An 18,147-nucleotide genomic window follows, 5' to 3' on the forward strand; every position below is an offset into this window, starting at 1 on the left:
TCAATCCTCGCCGTGGTTGGCGATCATCATTGCTTCGAAAGCCAACCGCTCCGTCTTGCGCATGCGCTCCGACTCCGATTTCAGCTGACCGCAGGCGGCAAGAATGTCACGCCCGCGCGGCGTGCGGATCGGAGAGGCATAACCGGCCGAATTGATGAAATCGGCAAACTTCTCGATCTGCTCCCAATCGGAACACTGATAGTTCGTGCCTGGCCAGGGATTGAAGGGGATCAGGTTGATCTTGGCCGGAATGCCCTTCAGAAGCTGGATCAGCCCCTTGGCGTCTTCGAGGCTGTCGTTGACGCCCTTCAGCATCACATATTCGAAGGTGATGCGGCGCGCATTCGACAGGCCGGGATAGGCGCGGCAGGCATCCATCAGCTCCTTCAGCGGATACTTCTTGTTGATCGGCACCAGCATGTCGCGCAGATCGTCCCGCACGGCATGCAGCGAGATCGCCAGCATGACGCCGATCTCGTCGCCGGTGCGGTAGATTTCCGGCACGACGCCAGAGGTCGAAAGCGTGATGCGGCGCTTGGAGAGCGACAGGCCGTCGCCGTCGGAGGCGATGAGCAACGCCGTCTTGACGCTGTCGAAATTATAAAGCGGCTCGCCCATGCCCATCATCACGATATTGCTGACCTTACGGCCCTCGGCGGGCATGATCGTGCCCTGCGGCGCTTCGCGGTCCGGGAAATCTCCCAAACGATCGCGCGCCAGAAGCAATTGCGACAGGATCTCTTCCGCCGTCAGATTGCGCACCAGCCGCTGCGTGCCGGTATGACAGAAGGAACAGGTGAGCGAACAGCCGACCTGGCTGGAAATGCAGAGCGTGCCGCGCCCTTCTTCCGGAATATAGACGCTCTCGACCTCGACGGGACGGCCGGCGCCACGCGGCGGGAAGCGGAGCAGCCATTTGCGGGTGCCGTCATTGGAGACCTGTTCCTCGACGATTTCGGGACGCGCGATGGTGAAATGCGTCTTCAGCATTTCGCGCATGTCTTTCGACACATTGGCCATGGCATCGAAATCGGAGACGCCGCGCACATAGATCCAGTTCCAGAGCTGGCTGACGCGCATCTTGATCTGCTTGTCGGCTACGCCTTTTTCCTTGAGGGCGGCGCCCATCTCTTCACGCGTCATGCCGATCAGCGACGGCTTCGGCGAAAGCTCGACCGGCTGCGACACGGGCATCGGCTTGAGCCTGGAGGGGGTTATGACATCGGTGGCGGACATAGGATCGTTCCAACGGTTCACATCGGCGATGCCGCAAAAGCTGACCATAGCTGCGGATGCGGGCAAGGCACGGAAATCTGAAGATTCATGCGGTGGCGGGACAAGCTGTCTGCCGGACACCTATCGTTGGCGCGGCCTTTAGCATTAATTTCCGCTCGCGTCATCCCTTTCCCTGAAAAGCAAAAGGCCGGTCGAATTGACCGGCCTTGTCATTACGGTCGTGGCGTTTGGGCGATCACGTTTCCGTGATGCCTCGGCCTTCGATCTTACTTGCAGTTTTCGATCTGCTTGAGCGCAGCGCTGACGCCCTTCAGCGAATAGGTGTAGGAGGTCGCCGTGCCCTTCTTGGAGGTCGCCGAAACCTTCAGCGAATGGCCGGACTTCAACGCTGCGACCAGAGCAGGTTCTTGCGCTGCGTTTTCGACCCAGGCAGCCTTGTCCTTGGTGAACATCACGAAGGTCTTGTTGTCGATGGCGACGTTGACCTTGGAGTTCTCCTTGAGCGAGTAGCCCATCATCGCCTGCGGCTCATACGAGATGTTCTGGCCCGGACGCTGCGACACGATGAAGAAATTGTCGCCGTGATCAATGCCCGTTGCCGGCGTCTTCGCAGTCGGCACGGAGAGGACGTAGCAGACTTTGCCGCCGGCGGACTGGTAGGAATAGGCACCCCAGGCGTCGAACTGCTGAATGCGCGTCGGAGCCGCCGGCGCTGCTGGCGCCGCTGCCTGCGTCTGCGTCTGCTTCTTGGTCTGCGCGGACGCTATGCCGGTTCCGGCCAGAACGAGCGAGAGGGCGATTGCGAAGCTTTTTACAAACATGGTTTCCTGCCGATTTCTTGCGATCCAGAGCGCATGGCGATTCGATTGACGCACGCCTGTGCTCGTGAGCTGCTTTATTTTGACTTTATTCAGGTTACCAAACCGTCAACGGAGCGCTGCCGCCACCGGCCCCGTGCCATTTCAATCCAGTTATCGCGTAAAGCTTGAAACGCATCAGAAGGAATTGGAAAACCCGGATGATGAAGTACCACCCTGCAGGTTCGATTTAAGACAGAAAGATTCAGGCAAGAATTTGACCTCGCTAAAATCAGGGGCGTCTCATAAATCTCTGGAAACCTGAGAGGATTCAGATCGGCTCTTTAAGACAGGCATCAGGCAGTCTTGACAGACTCCGGCTCGTTCTCCAGCGCGCGGTCGGCGGCGTCGTAATGTTCCTGACGGATATGCCCCCTGATCATGCTGAAAGCGAGCGTCAGCACCGCGACATCGTCGGAAAAGCCGATGACGGCAAAGAAATCGGGGATGATATCGACCGGCATGACGAAATAGCCGAGTGCTGCCAGGAGGATGCCGCGAACACGCGTCGGCGTCTGGGGGTCGAACGCACAATAGAAGGCGGCCACGACGTCGCGGGAAAACGGAATATGGCGAGCTGCCTTCCGCAAGGTCGGCCAGAATTTGCTGCGCACCGATTTCTCCTGCTCCCTTTGGGTCTCTTCATCACCAGGCATCAGGATTTCCCCATACTTGATGTCATCCATTCCATTCACCTCTAGCGAGGCCCGTCGCCCGGGCCGGGTAAACATATGGTGATCGCTTGCCGCGATTCAATCGAGCCGGCGTGCAGCCGCCTTCTCCATCGCCTTTGCCAGCTTGACGTCATGGTCGGTCAGGCCACCGACGTCGTGCGTCGTCAGCTTCACCTCGACCCGGGAATAGACGTTGAACCATTCCGGGTGATGGTTGAATTTTTCCGCGGCAAGGGCGGCTTCCGTCATGAAGCCGAAGGCCTCGACGAAATTTCGGAATTTGAAGGTCTTCGAAATCGAAAGGCCGTCATCCGCAAGCGCCCAGCCGGAGAGCTCCGCAAGATTTTCCTCGATTGCCGCGCGGTCCAGCTTGTCGTACTTCATGGCAAGTCACTCCTCTCTAAAGCAATTCCGGGAAAAGTGCGTAGCGGTTTTCCGTCCGGAATTGCGTATAAACAAAAGGATGGAGGGTTTTCGCATTCGAAGAAAAGCTGAAAAGCTCCAGCGGTTGAACGATAACATGGATCGTCACAGGATTCTTTTCGTCTGCGCCGGCAATATCTGCCGGTCGCCCCTTGCCGAAGGCATATTCAAACATCTGGCAGGCGAGGCGGGCCGCACGGCAGAGTTCGAAGTCGATTCGGCCGGTACCGGCGGCTGGCATCAGGGCGAGCGTCCGGATCGGCGTTCGATTGCCGTTGCGGCCAATCACGGAATCGATATCTCGGATCAGCGCGCCCGGCGTATCGAACCCGCCGATTTCGGCAGATTCGATCTGATCCTGGCAATGGATCAAGACAATTTGAAGAACTTGCGCAAGGCGGCATCCGCCGATGCGCTCGGCAAGCTGCATCTCTTCAATGCCCTGGCGCTCGGCAGCAACCAAGACATTCCCGATCCCTACTACGGCGATCGCGGGGATTTCGAGACCGTTTACACCATGCTCTTGGCGGGCTGCAGCATGCTGTTGCCCAAGGCCGGGAAGGTGCCGCGCGGCTCGTGAAGCGGGAATATCTCTTCGGTGAGATAGGGCCCGCCGCCAACCGATTCGCGCGAGGACAGAAGCACGAAACGCCCGACCGTGAACGGCGCGGTATAGAAGTTGCCGCGACCGGAGAGATAGTGGACGACATCATCGACCCGTGAGGATTTCAGCCTGGCGAGCGTCACGTGCGGCGTGAACTTGCGGGGGTCCGGCTGCAGGCCGATACGCTGGCAGATGCGCTCGATCTCGCCTTGCAGCGCGAACATATCCGGTGTCTGCGAGACCCCGGCCCAAACCGAATGCGGTTTCTTGGAGCCGAAGGAACCGATGCCCTCCAGCCGAAGCTGGAATTCAGGCCGATCTATCCGGTCCAGACGGTCGACGATCTCATCCGCAGTACGGCCATCGACATCGCCGATGAAGCGCAAAGTGATGTGATAATTTTCAACGTCGATCCACCTGGCTCCCGGGAGACCACCGCGCAACAATGACAGGCTCATGGCCGCATTGCGCGGAATTTCGAGGGCGGTAAAAAGTCTCGGCATGACGAGCACTCCCCGAATCTCTTGCAGGTACAACTAGGGAATCACGCATTTGCAGTCGGTGCAAGCACCTATTTCGCACCTGCGTCAATCGTCCCTACAAAACTGATAACAGCCGGCAACATATGCTCGACCATCACATCCACGCCCTTAGAGTTCGGATGCATGCCATCGGCGAGCTGCAGATCCGCATGCGTGGCGACGCCATCGAGGAAGAACGGATAGAGCGCAAGCTTATATTTGTCGGCAAGACGCTTGTAGATCGGGTTGAATTTATCGGCATAATCCGGCCCCATGTTCGGCGGCGCCAGCATGCCGACGAGAAAGATCGGAATTTTTCTGCCCTTCAACCGCTCGATCATCATCTCGAGATTCTTTTCCGTCTGCTCCGGCGGAATGCCGCGCAGCGCGTCGTTGGCGCCGAGCTCGAGAATGACGCCATCGGTCCCATCCGGCACCGACCAGTCGATGCGTGAAAGCCCGCCCGAGGTCGTATCGCCGGAGACGCCGGCGTCGGCGACGGCAAGATCCAGCCCCTTGGCCTTCAGCGCGGCCTCCAGTTTGGCGGGAAAGCCATCGCCTGATGGCAGCTGGTAGCCCGCCATCAGGCTGTCGCCGAAGCCGACCAGCTGGATCGTCCGTGCGTTTGCAGCAGCAGCCGCGCCAAACAAAAGACCGAAAGTGATGACAGCGAAGTGAAGCGCAGCAACTTTAAAACCCATGATCCATTTCCTAAATTCGCTGCTCGGGCCAGTCGCGCCCGCCATTGTCTCTGATGTTCTCTGATATATAGGGCGTTCGCATTGGCAAAAACCATCATCGAGCTGAAGAAGGCGGATTTGACGCTCGGCAATGCCGCCGCCTCGGTCCATGTGCTGAAGAGCATCGATCTCACGGTCATAGAAGGTGAGGCCGTCGGCATCGTCGGCCCCTCCGGCTCCGGCAAGTCGACCCTGCTGATGGTGCTGGCCGGTCTCGAAAAGCTCGACAGTGGCGAACTACTGATCCGCGACACGCCGCTGCACAGCCTCAGCGAAGACCGCATCGCCGATTTCCGCGGCCGCAATATCGGCATCGTTTTCCAGTCCTTCCATCTCATCGCCAATATGACGGCGCTGGAAAACGTCGCCGTGCCGCTGGAGCTTGCCAATATCCGCAATGCCTTCGACATCGCCCGGCGCGAGCTGGAAGCTGTCGGGCTTAGTGAGCGGCTCAATCACTATCCCGGCCAGCTTTCCGGCGGCGAACAGCAGCGCGTGGCGATCGCCCGCGCGCTTGCCCCCTCGCCAGCCGTCCTGATCGCAGACGAACCCACGGGCAATCTCGACACCGACACCGGCCGGCAGATCGCCGATCTGCTCTTCGCCCAGCAGGCCGAGCGCGGCACGACCATGCTGCTCGTCACCCATGATCCCGCACTTGCCGCCCGCTGCTCGCGCCAGATCCGCGTCCGCTCCGGCGAGATAGAGAACGACGGTACGCGCACACGCACCGGCCAGGCGGCGATTGCATGAGCGGGGCGGGATTTCGCCTGAGGCTCGCCTTCCGCCTTGCCCTGCGCGAATTGCGCGGGGGGCTCGCCGGCTTCTACATCTTCCTCGCCTGCATCGCACTCGGCACCGGCGCGATTGCCGCCGTCAATTCCGTATCCCGCTCGATCACCGATGCTATCGCGACGCAGGGGCAATCGCTGCTGTCAGGGGATGCACGGTTCGAGCTGCGCAACCGCGAGGCGACGCCGGAAGAATTCGCCTATCTCCAAAGCTTGGGGAAAGTCTCCCGCTCCACCGGCCTGCGCTCCATGGCACGCCTGCCCGACGGCTCCGATCAGGCGCTGGTCGAGGTCAAGGCGGTTGACGATGCCTATCCGCTCTACGGCACCTTCGAGGCGGAGCCGGACCAGCCGCTCGCAGCGCTGCTCGCCGCCAGGGACGGCACCTACGGCGCCGTCGTCGCTCCCCTGCTGCTCGAACGCCTGAACCTCAAGATCGGCGATACCCTGCTGCTGGGTAACGCCAAGCTTCGCATATCAGGCACGGTTGAGAGAGAACCGGATGCGGTCTCCGAAGGCTTCGGCTTTGCGCCTCGCGTGATGACGAGCCGCGACGCCCTGATTGCCTCCGGCCTGATCACGACAGGCAGCCTCGTCGAACAGGCTTACCGAATCCGCATGGACAACCCCGCAGCCGGCATTCGCAATCTCACCGACCGCGCCAATGCCGCCTTCCCGCAAGCCGGCTGGTCGATCCGCAGCAGCGACCGCGCCGCACCTCAGCTTGCCGACAACGTCACCCGCTTCTCGCAATTCCTCACGCTCGTCGGCCTGGCCGCTCTCATCGTCGGCGGCGTCGGCGTTGCCAACGCCGTGCGGGCCTTCCTCGATTCGAAGCGCACGACCATTGCCACCTTCAAGTGCCTGGGCGCGCCGGCCTTTGTGGTGGTGCTGATCTATCTCATCCAGATTGCCGTCATTGCGCTCGCCGGCATCGTTATCGGCCTCGCCCTCGGCGCTATTGCGCCGATGATCGCTTCGCAATTCATGGCGGAATTCCTGCCGATTTCGACCGCACCGAGGCTTTACCCCGGCGCATTGACGCTGGCGGCCCTTTTCGGCCTGCTGACGACGCTGGCCTTCGCCATTCCGCCGCTCGGCCACGCTCGTGAAGTGCCGGCAACGGCGCTGTTCCGCGAACAGGGTTTCGAAGCGCGCCGCCTGCCCGGCTGGCCTTATCTGCTGGCTGCCGGTGTCCTGATGGCAGCCCTTGCTGCCCTTGCGATCGTTACCGCCTATGACCGCTTCATCGCGATCGTCTTCGTCGTGTCGATCGCCGGCGCTTTCGTGGTGCTGCGCGCCGTTGCCGCCCTGCTCTCCTGGCTTGCCCGCCGCAGCCCGCGCGTGCGCTCCCCCGCTTTGCGCCTGGCGATCGGCAACATCCACCGGCCAGGCGCTCTCACCTCGTCCGTCGTGCTGTCGCTGGGCCTCGGCCTGGCGCTGCTCGTCACCCTGACGCTGATCGACGGCAATATGCGCCGCGAGCTGATGGGCCGCATGAGCGAACAGGCGCCGAACTTCTTCTTCGTCGACATTCAGGGGCCGGAGCTAGAGGGCTTCCGCAAGATCGTGCTCGCCGAGGATCCGAAAGGCAAACTCGTCGAGGCGCCGATGCTGCGCGGCCGCATCGTCGCCTTCAACGGCGAGGATGTCACCAAGATGAAGGTGCCGGCAGCAGGCCAATGGGTGCTGCGCGGCGACCGCGGCATCACCTATGCCGAAACCGTGCCGGAAAACGCCTCGGTTACGGAAGGCAAATGGTGGGACAAGGATTATAGCGGCGAACCGCTGGTCTCCTTTTCCGAAGAGGAAGGCAAGGCGCTCGGCCTGAAGCTCGGCGACAAGGTCACCGTCAATGTCCTCGGCCGCAACGTCACCGCCAAGATCGCCAGCTTCCGCAAGGTTCAATGGCAATCGCTGTCGATCAATTTCGTGATGATCTTCTCGCCCAATACCTTCAGGGGCGCCCCGCATGCGTGGCTGGCAACATTGACCGACGCTTCGGCCACCTCCGCTCAGGAGGCCGCAATCCTGAGGAAAGTCACCAATACCTACCCGACCATCACAAGCGTCCGCGTAAAGGATGCACTCGATGTCGTCAACACGCTCGTGGGACAGCTGGCGACGGCGATCCGTTCCGCCGCCTCCGTCGCGCTCATCGCATCCGTGCTCGTGCTGGCGGGAGCGCTTGCCGCCGGCAACCGCGCCCGCACGCATGATGCGGTCATCCTCAAGACGCTCGGCGCGACGCGCGCGACACTCATTCGCGCCTTCAGCTACGAATATCTGATCCTCGGCGCGGCGACCGCCATCTTCGCGCTGATCGCCGGCTCCGCATCCGCCTGGTATATCGTCAGCCGCATCATGCGCCTGCCGTCGGCTTTCCTGCCCGACGTCGCCTTCTCGACGCTGATCATCGCCCTGGTGCTGACCGTCGGCATCGGCCTGATCGGCACCTGGCGCATCCTGGGCCAGAAGGCGGCGCCTGTTCTGCGCGAGCTCTGATTCGTTGCGGAGATGAACCGGAAGCCGGCAAAACGGCTCGATATTACATCGATTTAACCTGCGCCGGATCGCTTGACCCTTGTGTATGAGGCCCGAAAGCCTCATATTCTCTGCAGGCATGCTGAGCTCCGCAGCGGCGCCTGGGCCTCGAGAGACCCGACACCGTAATCAAATCGGAGCTTGAAAGAGGAAAACATGGCTGACTTCCGCAATTACCAAAACCGGGCGCAGAGCGGTGCGCAATCCGGTGCGATGATAGACGAGGGCCTTCGAGCCTACATGCTCAAGGTCTATAACCTGATGGCGCTGGGTCTGGCGATCACGGGTGTTGCCGCCTATCTATCCTTCTCGCTCGCCTTTGCAAACGGACAGATCACGGCCTTCGGCCAGGCGATCTATCTCAGCCCGCTGAAGTGGGTTGTCATTCTCGCCCCGCTGGCAATGGTCTTCTTCCTGAGCTTCAGGATCAACCGCATGAGCGTGGCCGCCGCGACGACGACCTTCTGGGTCTACGCCGCACTGGTGGGATTGTCGCTGTCGTCGATCTTCATCATCTACACCGGCCAGAGCGTCGTGCAGACCTTCTTCGTGACCGCCGCCTCCTTCGGCGCGCTGTCGCTGTTCGGATACACGACGAAGCGTGATTTGTCCGCGATGGGCTCGTTCCTGATGATGGGTCTCTTCGGCCTGATCATCGCAACGCTCGTCAACATCTTCCTGGCTTCGTCCGCCCTGCAGTTCGCCATCTCCGTGATCGGCGTCCTGATCTTCGCCGGCCTCACCGCCTGGGATACGCAGCGGATCAAGGAAATGTACTACGAAGCCGACGACGTGACCGTGGCTGGCCGCAAGGCGATCATGGGCGCCCTGTCGCTCTACCTCGACTTCATCAACCTATTCATGTTCCTGCTGCAGTTCATGGGCAACCGCCGTTGATCGCAGCATGAAATGAGTAGCGAAAAGGCGGCCTCGGCCGCCTTTTTATTTGCCTGGCCGATAACCCTGCTATTTGATAGCGGCCTTCGCAAACCGCAGATCAGGCAATGAAAACAATGTCCGTCAGCCTTCGCAACGCTACCGCAGACGACCTTCCCCATATCACAGCAATCTATCGCGACTCCGTTCTCAACGGCACCGCGAGCTATGAGATCACGCCGCCGACCCAGGACGAGATGGCAGACCGTTTCCAGGCAATCTGTGAAAAGGGCTATCCCTATCTCGTCGCCGAAGACGAGACCGGCGCGTTCCTGGGCTATGCCTACGCCTCGGCGTTCCGCACGCGGCCGGCCTATCGCTGGATGGTGGAGGATTCGATCTATCTGGCGCCGGAGGCGCGCGGTCGCGGCATCGGCAGGCTGCTGCTCGACGCGCTCGTCGAACGCTGCGAGGCGCTCGGCTTCCGCCAGATGATCGCCGTCATCGGCGGCGTCCATCCCGCCTCCGTCGCCGTGCATCGCGCCGCAGGCTTCACCGAAACCGGCCTTTTGAAAGGCACCGGCTACAAGCATGGCCGATGGTTGGATACGATGCTGATGCAGAAAGCGCTCGGAGACGGCGCGGAAACCGATCCGGATCCGTCGGTTTATCCGGGGACGTTGTTTGGGGAGTAGTGTCGAGCTGCCTTTATGCCGAACCTCTGGCACCCCCTCTGTCACAAAGTGACAGAGGGGGTGCCACACTCGCCACAAGCGCGTAGCCAATGACGAGAAACTACTTCTCCACCAGCTTCAGCTGCTTGTCGAACACCTTCAGAACCTGCTGCACCTCGTGGCCACGCTTCAGGATCATGCCGTTGGTGTTGACGACGGAAAAGGCGCCCTGCTTGGCGGCGAGCTTCGGATTCTTTTCGATGCGGAAGAGCGGCATCTCACCGGAGCGCTTGAAGACGGAGAAAACCGCCTTGTCCTTCAGATGGTCGATGGCGTAGTCGCGCCACTCACCTTCGCCAACCATGCGGCCGTAGATCCACAAAATCGCGTCCAGCTCCCGGCGATGGAAGGTCACCGGTAGCGGATCCTTGCTTTGTTTGTATTCTCTGAGATCGACGACGGTGGAATTAGTATCGGCGGAAGGGCGTTCGCCGCGTCGCAAATCCGGCTGATCAGTCATCAATCCCCCAAGGGTTATCTCATGACAGGAGAATGACAGTTTGCCTCAGCCGCACCAAATTGCAAGACGGCTGACGGCTCACAATTTTTTTCCCGTGCCCGAAAGCATCTCGGCAACGCCGCATTTCAGACAAAACGACGCCCAATTTACAGGAAGTATAGGCAGCCGTTTGGCGCCGCCGCGTCAAACGGCCCGGCCGGGGCGTATCGATTAAACCCCAGCCCCGAATGCGTCCCCGCCGGGCACCTCCCCTTTTTGGTACAGCCAAAATAGGGCCCTTTTTGGCGCCCGCAAAAATAGGGAGCCTTTCGGCACCAGTCAAAATTCAGAAATGCCGCTCAGCCGTCCGAGCCGATGGTCAGAACCGTCGCTCCAAGAATGGCGGCCGGATCGCCCGAAGGCGTCGACGATTGCAGAAGGACGGCAAGGCCCCTTCGGCCGGCCTTTTCAAGCACGGTGGAGGGCAATACCAGGCTCATGGCCTTGCCATCCCACATGCCCACGGTCTCGACGTCCGATACGGCATGCATGTAGGCAATCTGCTGGCCGGTGTTTTCGCCGCCTTTCGGCGCCACCATCTGTTCCTTGTCGAAATAGACGACAACAACATTGGCCTTGCCGGCGCCGGCGCCGATCTTGATCTCGAGTTCGTCGCCCTTGGTGGCGGCATTCACCGGAACCGTCAGTCCTTCGCCGTCACGCTGGAAATCGTCGAGCTTGACATTGATGGCGTCGAGATCGGCGCCGTTCATATGGTCCCTGCCGTTGACGATCGCCTGTGGCGTATAGACCCCGCTGCGTCCCATCGAGCGGGCATAGGCATATTGGCGCGCCGTATTGTCCTTGGACGCCATTGTATCGTTCCAGCCGAGATAGTTCCAATAGTCGACATGATAGGCGAGCGCGACGACATTGCCCTGGCGGATCAGCTTGCGGAACGCCGCGTCGGCGGGAGGACAGGAGGCGCAGCCCTGCGAGGTGAAGAGTTCGACAACGCCCTTGATCTTCGGGGCTTCCTGCGCATGCAGCGAACTTGCGAGCACGATGCCTGCCAGAAGTGGAGCCGAAAATCGAAGGCGCATTTCCCTTTTACCTCTTTCGCAAAATTCCGGCGCCACTCACGAGTGCACACGCCCGGACCAATCACGCTCCTTGGGGCCGCCCAGCCCACATCAAGCCCGAAAAATCTGAAACAAGAGATAATGGTTTAGCGCGATGACGCAAAGTCACGATGGGGTGAGGCAGAGGACCGGCAACGGCTTGCCGTACACATCACCGTGAAAAACAAGACGCCGCCGGGAGACTTTTCCCGGCGGCGTGCAAGAGGAGTTCAGACGCCTATCAGGCGGCGAGATCGCGCAGAACGGTCTGCAGGATGCCGCCATTGTTGACGTAGACGACCTCATCCAGCGTATCGATACGGCAGATGATGGGAACATCCTTCACGGAACCGTCGCCATAGGTGATCTTGGCGATCTTACGCTCGCGTGGCTTGATGTTTTCCAGGCCTTCGATCGTCACGAGTTCGTCGCCTTTCAGGCCGAGGCTTGCCCAGGTAGTGCCTTCCTCGAAGACGAAGGGGATGACGCCCATTCCCACCAGGTTCGAGCGGTGGATGCGCTCGAAGGACTGGGCGATCACGGCGCGCACGCCGAGCAGGTTCGTGCCCTTGGCAGCCCAGTCGCGCGACGAGCCGTTGCCGTATTCGACACCGGCGAAGATGACGAGCGGGACGCCCTCGGCCTTGTACTGCATGGCCGCATCGTAGATCGACGTCTCTTCCTTGGACGGATAATGGATGGTGTAGCCACCTTCCTTGCCGTTCGGGCCAAGCATGTGATTGCGGATGCGGATGTTGGCAAAGGTGCCGCGCATCATGACTTCATGGTTGCCGCGGCGCGTGCCGTACTGGTTGAAGTCGGCAACGCCGACGCCGTGACCGAGGAGATACGAGCCGGCGGGCGAGGCAGCCTTGATCGAACCGGCCGGAGAAATATGGTCGGTGGTGATCTTGTCGCCGAAGAGGCCGAGAACGCGCGCGCCCTTGATGTCGGAAACGCCGGCGCCCTTCTTGCCCATGCCCACGAAGTAAGGTGGGTTCTGCACATAGGTCGAGTTGTCGTCCCACGCATAGGTCTGGCCCGGAGGAACCTGCACGGCCTGCCAGTTGGCGTCGCCCTTGAAGACGTCGGCATACTTGGTTTCATAAAGCTCGCGGGTGACGTACTTCTGGATGAACTCCTGAACCTCGTGCGAGGTCGGCCAGATGTCCTTCAGATAGACCGGCTTGCCGTTCTGGTCTTCGCCGATCGGCTCCTTCGTTAGGTCGAGCTGCACCGAGCCGGCGAGCGCGTAGGCGACGACGAGCGGCGGCGAAGCAAGATAGTTCGCCTGGACGTCTGGCGAGATGCGGCCTTCGAAGTTGCGGTTACCGGAGAGAACGCCGGCAACGATCAGGCCCTTGTCGTTGATCGTCTTGGAGATCGGCGCCGGCAGCGGGCCGGAATTACCGATGCAGGTGGTGCAGCCGAAGCCGACCAGGTTGAAGCCGAGCTTGTCGAGATCGGCCTGCAGGCCGGACTTGGCGAGATATTCGCCGACGACCTGGGATCCCGGTGCGAGCGAGGTCTTGACCCACGGCTTGCTCTTCAGGCCCTTGGCAACGGCGTTGCGGGCGAGAAGGCCGGCTGCGATCAGCACCGACGGGTTGGAGGTGTTGGTGCAGGAGGTGATGGCAGCGATGGCAACGTCGCCATGGCCGATATCGAAATCCGTGCCTTCGACCGCATAGCGGTTGGAGAGCTGGCCGGGCTTCTTGTATTCGGTTTCGAGCGAGGTTGCGAAGCCGGAAGCGATGTTTTCCAGCGCGATGCGGCCTTCCGGACGCTTCGGGCCGGCCATCGACGGCACGACGTCGCCGAGATCGAGTTCCAGCGTGTCTGTGAAGACGAGATCGGAACCATCATTATCGCGCCACATGCCCTGAGCCTTGGAATAGGCTTCGACGAGCGCGATACGGTCCTTGGCACGGCCGGACATGTTGAGGTAGTTCAGCGTTTCCTTGTCGACCGGGAAGAAGCCGCAGGTCGCGCCATATTCCGGACCCATGTTGCCGATGGTGGCGCGGTCGGCGAGCGGCATGTTGTCGAGGCCGGGGCCGAAGAATTCGACGAACTTGGAAACGACGCCCTTCTTGCGCAGCATCTGCACGACGGTCAGAACGAGGTCGGTCGCGGTAACGCCTTCCTTGAGCTTGCCGGTCAGCTTGAAGCCGATGACTTCAGGCAGCAGCATGGAGACCGGCTGGCCGAGCATGGCGGCTTCAGCTTCGATACCGCCGACACCCCAGCCGAGAACGCCGAGGCCGTTGATCATGGTCGTGTGCGAATCGGTGCCGACGCAGGTGTCGGGATAAGCGATCGTTTCGCCATCCTCTTCCTTCGTCCAGACGGTCTGGCCGAGATATTCGAGGTTCACCTGGTGACAGATGCCGGTGCCGGGAGGAACGACGCGGAAGTTCTTGAATGCCTGCTGGCCCCACTTCAGGAAGCGGTAGCGCTCGCCGTTGCGCTGGTATTCCAGCTCGACGTTCTTGGCGAAAGCCTGCGGTGTGCCGAATTCGTCGACGATGACCGAGTGGTCGATGACGAGATCGACGGGAACGAGCGGATTGATCTTTTCCGGATCGCCACCGAGGGAGACCATCGCGTCGCGCATGGCAGCAAGGTCGACGACGGCCGGAACGCCGGTGAAGTCCTGCATCAGCACGCGCGCCGGGCGATAGGCGATTTCGTTCTCGACGGTGCCCTTGTTGGTCAGCCATTCGGCGACGGCAAGGATATGCTCCTTGGTGACCGACTGCCCGTCTTCAAAACGCAGCAGGTTTTCCAGCAGTACCTTCATGGAGTAAGGCAGCTTGGAAACGCCGGGCAGACCATTGGCTTCAGCCTTGGGAAGGCTGAAATACACATAGTCTTTCCCGCCCACGGTCAGCGTGGAACGACAATTGAAACTGTCAAGAGATTTAGACACGAGATACCCCGTTTCTGATAGCCAACACAGTCGTGCGAACGCCTATGCACTTTATGCACATCAGGATGCGGGTGCGGCCATTTCCGCTGTCCGCACGTAAGGCAGAAAACCTTATGTTCGGCGCAAGGATGAAATTCACGCCGACCGCTGGCGTGGTTGCAGGTCTTATAGATAATTTCGTAAAGACTTGCCAGAGTGGCAAAGCGCAAATTTGGACAATTTTTTGCGCGCTGCGGCAACGACAACGGGGAAAGTCTGAGCGAATGCATCTATGCGCTGAAAATCTGGCGGCAAGGCGGGGCGAAGACCTGATTTTCTCGAATGTTTCCTTTGACTTGGAGGGTGGTGACGCCCTCGTTCTGACCGGGCGCAATGGATCGGGAAAGACAACGCTTCTGCGTGTCGTGGCAGGCCTTCTGAAGCCGGAAAAAGGTCGTGTCACCTTCACCGGAAGTGATGGCGAATCGAGCCGGCCACCGGGCGAAACCAGCCACTATCTCGGCCACCGCAACGCGATGAAATCCGAGCTGACCGTCGCGGAAAATCTGACCTTCTGGAAAACCTTCCTCGGCGATGTGCCGGGCGGCTCCGGCCTGGCTGCCGATGAAGCCGCCGACGCCGTCGGCCTTGCCGGTATCACCCATTTGCCTTTCGGCTATCTCTCCGCCGGCCAGCAGCGGCGAATCGCTTTCGCCAAACTTCTGGTCGCCCACCGCCCCATCTGGATTCTCGACGAGCCGACCGCGGCGCTGGACAGCTCGGCAGACCGGCTGTTTGCGGAGCTAATCATCGCGCATCAGAAGAGTGGCGGCATCGTTCTTGCGGCCACGCATCAGCCCCTGGGGTTGGAGAATGTGCAGGAGATGCGAATGACGGGATTTGCCGGGGTGAGTGAGGGGGTGTGGGGATGATGCAGATATTTCCTCTTATGCCGCACCTTCGTCACCCCCCTCTGTCACTTCGTGACATCTCCCCCACGAGGGGGGAGATCGTTGGGAGTTTGCCGCATCCGCCTACAAAGCCGGCGGACTCCGCTTCTGCTTCTACAGATTCGATGTTGGATCAGGCGATGCGCGCGCCACAAGTTACCAATCTCCCCCCTTGTGGGGGAGATGTCGCGACAGCGACAGAGGGGGGTGAGGAGCGGAGCGACGATCATCTGACGTATATACAAAGTGACGGTTCTTTCCTGGGTAAAAGCCCCCTCATCCGACCCGTCGGGCCACCTTCTCCCCGAGGGGAGAGGGAGATTGGTGCCGCCCGATGACCGCCCTCTTCCTCCGTGACCTCAGACTTTCGGTGCGCGCCGGCGGCGGAGCGTTGATCGGCATCCTGTTCTTCCTCACCGTCGTCGCCGTCATTCCCTTCGGCGTCGGCCCCGACCTGAAGCTCCTCTCGCGCATCGGCCCGGCCATCGTCTGGATCGGCGCGCTGCTCGCAAGCCTGCTTGGCCTCGATCGGCTGTTCCAGGCAGAACGCGATGACGGCTCGCTCGATCTGCTTGTCATGCAGGAAACGCCACTGGTATTGACGGTCTTCATTAAATGCGTGGCGCATTGGGTCGCGACAGGCTTGCCCCTCGTCATCGCCTCGCCGCTGCTCGGCCTCTTTATGAATATGAACGAGACGGCGATCGGCGCGACGGCCCTGACCCTGCTCGTCGGCTCGCCGGCGATCACCTTCATCGGCGCGGTTGGTGCTGCCGTTGCCGTGGCGCTGCCGCGCGGCGGGCTGCTTGTCTCCATTCTGGTGCTACCGCTCACGATCCCCGTGCTGATCTTCGGCGTCAGCGCCACCTATGCCACAGTCGAAGGGCCGCAGCCGTTCCTACCGCCCTTCCTGATCCTGATCGCGCTCACCTTGTTCTTCGCCGTCCTCGGCCCGGCCGCTGCTGCTCTTGCCCTACGGAACACGACTGATTGATCGCAATAAGATACTGTTTCGTCCATCCGGGACAATGCGGTCGATTGCCGGAAAAGCCATATCGGGTTAAACAAGCCGCATGAGCGATATCACTGCGATCAGCCGATTTTCCGACCTTGCCAACCCCACGCGGTTCCTGGCTTTCTCGGCGCGTCTCATTCCCTGGCTCGCGGCCATCTCGGCGATGCTCTTCGCGATCGGCCTCTATCTGTCCTTTACGACCGAGGGCGATTACCAGCAGGGCGATACCGTCCGCATCATGTATATTCACGTTCCGGCCGCCTGGCTGTCGATGATGTGCTACACGATCATGAGCATGTCGGCGATCGGCACACTTGTCTGGCGCCACCCGCTCGCCGATGTCGCCGGTAAGACGGCAGCCCCGCTCGGCGCCGCCTTCACGCTGATCGCGCTGGTCACCGGCTCGCTCTGGGGCAAGCCGATGTGGGGCACCTATTGGGTCTGGGATGCGCGGCTGACCTCGGTCTTCATCCTGTTCCTCATGTATCTCGGCCTGATCGCGCTGAACCGCGCCATGGACGACCCATCAAAAGCTGCCCGTGTCGCCTCGATCCTGACGCTGGTCGGCTTCATCAATATCCCGATTATCAAGTTCTCCGTGGACTGGTGGAACACGCTGCATCAGTCGGAAAGCATCATGCGGATGGATGGCCCGGCCATCGACGCGGAGTTCCTCTGGCCGCTCTTCACCATGGCGCTCGCCTTCACGCTGCTGTTCTTCACGCTGCACCTGATGGCGATTCGCAACGAGATTTGGCGCCGCCGCATCGCCGCGCAGCGCCGCATCGCCGCACGCATGGCAAGCCGGGAGGACTAGCATGACGCATCCCTTCTACGTCTACGGCTCCTACGGCTTTGCTGCCGTCATGATCCTCGCCGTCATCGCCTGGACATGGATCGACGGACGCCTTCGACGTCGTGAGCTCGCCGCATTGGAAGCCTCCGGCATCCGCCGCCGCTCACAGCGCGCGCCGGAAAGCGAGACGAAATGACCACGGATGCCGATAACAAGGATCAGCCGAAATCGAGCGGCACCGCACGCTATCTGCTGGCGCTGATCCCGCTGATCGTCTTTGCCTGCATCGCTTTTGCCGTCGGCAAGGTCATGTATGATCAGGAAGTGCACGGCACCGACATATCGGCCATTCCTTCGGCGCTGATCGGTACGAAGGCGCCGAAGCTCGCGCTCCCACCTCTCGAAGGCTCCAACCTGCGGGCGCTGACCGATGACGCCATCAAGGGCAAGCTTACGCTCGTCAATGTCTTTGCCTCCTGGTGCATTCCCTGTCGCGACGAGCATCCAGTGCTGAAGGAGCTTGCCAAGAGCGGTCAGCTCAATATCGTGGCCATCAATTACAAGGACACGAGCGAGAACGCACTTCGCTTCCTCGGCGAACTCGGCAATCCCTACAACGCCATCGGCATCGACCCGAACGGCTCTGCCGCCATCGACTGGGGCGTCTACGGCATTCCGGAATCCTACCTCGTCTCGCCCGACGGCACGATCCTCTACAAGCAGGTCGGCCCGTTCACGCCGACCAGCCTGAAGGAAGGGCTCTATCCGGCCATAGCGAAGGCGCAGGGGAAGCCGGCGTCTTAATTCCCTTTTCTCCTTGGGAAGAAGGTGCCCGAAGGGCGGATGAGGGGGCTGGGGCACGAAGCAAAAAGGTCTTGAGCGACGAGCGAAAGTCAGCACTCTCCCGGTAGCGCC

General features: G+C 60.9%; 19 protein-coding genes. 10 read left to right on the top strand and 9 right to left on the bottom strand.

What is annotated here, in order from left to right; translation table 11 throughout:
- The 4 genes from rlmN to FHT84_RS07130 form a co-directional block, all read right to left on the bottom strand.
- On the bottom strand, positions 1-1,236 hold the full coding sequence (rlmN, locus tag FHT84_RS07115; protein WP_112341398.1) for a 23S rRNA (adenine(2503)-C(2))-methyltransferase RlmN: 1,236 nt from the start codon (positions 1,234-1,236) through the stop codon (positions 1-3).
- A gap of 266 nt (positions 1,237-1,502) precedes the next feature.
- On the bottom strand, positions 1,503-2,057 hold the full coding sequence (locus tag FHT84_RS07120; RefSeq protein ID WP_112341399.1) for an invasion associated locus B family protein: 555 nt from the start codon (positions 2,055-2,057) through the stop codon (positions 1,503-1,505).
- A 332-nt stretch (positions 2,058-2,389) separates the two neighbouring features.
- Positions 2,390-2,779 carry a YkvA family protein gene (locus FHT84_RS07125; protein ID WP_112341400.1) on the bottom strand — a complete coding sequence of 130 codons (390 nt, stop codon included), beginning with the start codon at positions 2,777-2,779 and terminating at the stop codon, positions 2,390-2,392.
- Positions 2,780-2,845: 66 nt separating this feature from the next.
- On the bottom strand, positions 2,846-3,151 hold the full coding sequence (locus FHT84_RS07130) for a 4a-hydroxytetrahydrobiopterin dehydratase (RefSeq protein WP_112341401.1): 306 nt from the start codon (positions 3,149-3,151) through the stop codon (positions 2,846-2,848).
- Positions 3,152-3,287: 136 nt separating this feature from the next.
- Between FHT84_RS07130 and FHT84_RS07135 the strand changes: the two genes are divergently transcribed.
- Positions 3,288-3,770: a low molecular weight protein-tyrosine-phosphatase gene (locus tag FHT84_RS07135; RefSeq protein WP_112341402.1), complete on the top strand. Its 483-nt coding sequence runs from the start codon at positions 3,288-3,290 to the stop codon at positions 3,768-3,770.
- On the opposite strand, the gene thpR is transcribed toward FHT84_RS07135, so the two are convergent.
- On the bottom strand, positions 3,701-4,297 hold the full coding sequence (thpR, locus tag FHT84_RS07140) for an RNA 2',3'-cyclic phosphodiesterase (RefSeq protein ID WP_112341403.1): 597 nt from the start codon (positions 4,295-4,297) through the stop codon (positions 3,701-3,703). The two genes, FHT84_RS07135 and thpR, sit on opposite strands and share 70 nt — an antisense overlap.
- Positions 4,298-4,365: 68 nt before the next feature.
- A complete protein-coding gene (locus FHT84_RS07145; RefSeq protein ID WP_112341404.1) occupies positions 4,366-5,016 on the bottom strand; it encodes an arylesterase in 651 nt (216 codons plus the stop codon).
- Positions 5,017-5,097: 81 nt separating this feature from the next.
- Here FHT84_RS07145 and FHT84_RS07150 point away from each other — a divergent pair, with 81 nt between their 5' ends.
- The 4 genes from FHT84_RS07150 to FHT84_RS07165 all read left to right on the top strand — a co-directional run bounded on the left by FHT84_RS07150 (position 5,098) and on the right by FHT84_RS07165 (position 9,961).
- Complete coding sequence (locus FHT84_RS07150) at positions 5,098-5,808, top strand: ABC transporter ATP-binding protein (protein WP_112341405.1); 711 nt, start codon at positions 5,098-5,100, stop codon at positions 5,806-5,808.
- On the top strand, positions 5,805-8,351 hold the full coding sequence (locus FHT84_RS07155; RefSeq protein ID WP_112341406.1) for an ABC transporter permease: 2,547 nt from the start codon (positions 5,805-5,807) through the stop codon (positions 8,349-8,351). Before FHT84_RS07150 ends, FHT84_RS07155 begins: the two co-directional genes overlap by 4 nt.
- 195 nt (positions 8,352-8,546) lie before the next feature.
- Positions 8,547-9,287: a Bax inhibitor-1/YccA family protein gene (locus FHT84_RS07160; protein WP_095433002.1), complete on the top strand. Its 741-nt coding sequence runs from the start codon at positions 8,547-8,549 to the stop codon at positions 9,285-9,287.
- A gap of 116 nt (positions 9,288-9,403) precedes the next feature.
- On the top strand, positions 9,404-9,961 hold the full coding sequence (locus FHT84_RS07165; RefSeq protein WP_112341407.1) for a GNAT family N-acetyltransferase: 558 nt from the start codon (positions 9,404-9,406) through the stop codon (positions 9,959-9,961).
- Between the two features lie 100 nt (positions 9,962-10,061).
- Here FHT84_RS07165 and FHT84_RS07170 read toward each other — a convergent pair whose 3' ends face one another.
- The 3 genes from FHT84_RS07170 to acnA form a co-directional block, all read right to left on the bottom strand.
- Entirely contained in the window at positions 10,062-10,460 is a 399-nt protein-coding gene (locus FHT84_RS07170) for a DUF2794 domain-containing protein (RefSeq protein ID WP_112341408.1), read from the bottom strand.
- A gap of 338 nt (positions 10,461-10,798) precedes the next feature.
- Positions 10,799-11,542 (bottom strand): thioredoxin family protein, encoded by a 744-nt coding sequence (locus FHT84_RS07175; RefSeq protein WP_112341409.1) that lies wholly within the window; start codon positions 11,540-11,542, stop codon positions 10,799-10,801.
- Between the two features lie 259 nt (positions 11,543-11,801).
- Complete coding sequence (gene acnA / locus FHT84_RS07180) at positions 11,802-14,492, bottom strand: aconitate hydratase AcnA (protein ID WP_112341410.1); 2,691 nt, start codon at positions 14,490-14,492, stop codon at positions 11,802-11,804.
- A gap of 263 nt (positions 14,493-14,755) precedes the next feature.
- On the opposite strand from acnA, the gene ccmA reads away from it, so the two are divergent.
- The 5 genes from ccmA (at position 14,756) to FHT84_RS07205 (ending at position 18,036) form a co-directional block, all read left to right on the top strand.
- The gene (ccmA, locus tag FHT84_RS07185) at positions 14,756-15,403 is read left to right on the top strand and encodes a heme ABC exporter ATP-binding protein CcmA (RefSeq protein ID WP_112341411.1); all 648 of its coding nucleotides are present in this window, start codon (positions 14,756-14,758) and stop codon (positions 15,401-15,403) included.
- Between the two features lie 352 nt (positions 15,404-15,755).
- Positions 15,756-16,415, top strand: coding sequence for a heme exporter protein CcmB (gene ccmB / locus FHT84_RS07190; protein ID WP_113249165.1), 660 nt, complete (start codon positions 15,756-15,758; stop codon positions 16,413-16,415).
- Positions 16,416-16,494: 79 nt separating this feature from the next.
- The gene (locus tag FHT84_RS07195; RefSeq protein ID WP_112341413.1) at positions 16,495-17,253 is read left to right on the top strand and encodes a heme ABC transporter permease; all 759 of its coding nucleotides are present in this window, start codon (positions 16,495-16,497) and stop codon (positions 17,251-17,253) included.
- A gap of 1 nt (position 17,254) precedes the next feature.
- Entirely contained in the window at positions 17,255-17,428 is a 174-nt protein-coding gene (gene ccmD / locus FHT84_RS07200; RefSeq protein ID WP_112341414.1) for a heme exporter protein CcmD, read from the top strand.
- The gene (locus tag FHT84_RS07205) at positions 17,425-18,036 is read left to right on the top strand and encodes a DsbE family thiol:disulfide interchange protein (protein ID WP_112341415.1); all 612 of its coding nucleotides are present in this window, start codon (positions 17,425-17,427) and stop codon (positions 18,034-18,036) included. Before ccmD ends, FHT84_RS07205 begins: the two co-directional genes overlap by 4 nt.
- Positions 18,037-18,147 lie beyond the last annotated feature (111 nt).

Origin of the sequence: Rhizobium sp. BK289, assembly GCF_014193575.1 — a bacterium.
Lineage (GTDB): Bacteria > Pseudomonadota > Alphaproteobacteria > Rhizobiales > Rhizobiaceae > Rhizobium > Rhizobium tropici_C.

Coding starts and splice junctions, on each gene's coding strand:
- rlmN (WP_112341398.1), bottom strand. CDS start 1,236: ATGTCCGCCACCGATGTCATAACCCCCTCCAGGCTCAAGCCGATGCCC.
- FHT84_RS07120 (WP_112341399.1), bottom strand. CDS start 2,057: ATGTTTGTAAAAAGCTTCGCAATCGCCCTCTCGCTCGTTCTGGCCGGA.
- FHT84_RS07125 (WP_112341400.1), bottom strand. CDS start 2,779: ATGGATGACATCAAGTATGGGGAAATCCTGATGCCTGGTGATGAAGAG.
- FHT84_RS07130 (WP_112341401.1), bottom strand. CDS start 3,151: ATGAAGTACGACAAGCTGGACCGCGCGGCAATCGAGGAAAATCTTGCG.
- FHT84_RS07135 (WP_112341402.1), top strand. CDS start 3,288: ATGGATCGTCACAGGATTCTTTTCGTCTGCGCCGGCAATATCTGCCGG.
- thpR (WP_112341403.1), bottom strand. CDS start 4,297: ATGCCGAGACTTTTTACCGCCCTCGAAATTCCGCGCAATGCGGCCATG.
- FHT84_RS07145 (WP_112341404.1), bottom strand. CDS start 5,016: ATGGGTTTTAAAGTTGCTGCGCTTCACTTCGCTGTCATCACTTTCGGT.
- FHT84_RS07155 (WP_112341406.1), top strand. CDS start 5,805: ATGAGCGGGGCGGGATTTCGCCTGAGGCTCGCCTTCCGCCTTGCCCTG.
- FHT84_RS07160 (WP_095433002.1), top strand. CDS start 8,547: ATGGCTGACTTCCGCAATTACCAAAACCGGGCGCAGAGCGGTGCGCAA.
- FHT84_RS07165 (WP_112341407.1), top strand. CDS start 9,404: ATGTCCGTCAGCCTTCGCAACGCTACCGCAGACGACCTTCCCCATATC.
- FHT84_RS07170 (WP_112341408.1), bottom strand. CDS start 10,460: ATGACTGATCAGCCGGATTTGCGACGCGGCGAACGCCCTTCCGCCGAT.
- FHT84_RS07175 (WP_112341409.1), bottom strand. CDS start 11,542: ATGCGCCTTCGATTTTCGGCTCCACTTCTGGCAGGCATCGTGCTCGCA.
- ccmA (WP_112341411.1), top strand. CDS start 14,756: ATGCATCTATGCGCTGAAAATCTGGCGGCAAGGCGGGGCGAAGACCTG.
- ccmB (WP_113249165.1), top strand. CDS start 15,756: ATGACCGCCCTCTTCCTCCGTGACCTCAGACTTTCGGTGCGCGCCGGC.
- FHT84_RS07195 (WP_112341413.1), top strand. CDS start 16,495: ATGAGCGATATCACTGCGATCAGCCGATTTTCCGACCTTGCCAACCCC.
- ccmD (WP_112341414.1), top strand. CDS start 17,255: ATGACGCATCCCTTCTACGTCTACGGCTCCTACGGCTTTGCTGCCGTC.
- FHT84_RS07205 (WP_112341415.1), top strand. CDS start 17,425: ATGACCACGGATGCCGATAACAAGGATCAGCCGAAATCGAGCGGCACC.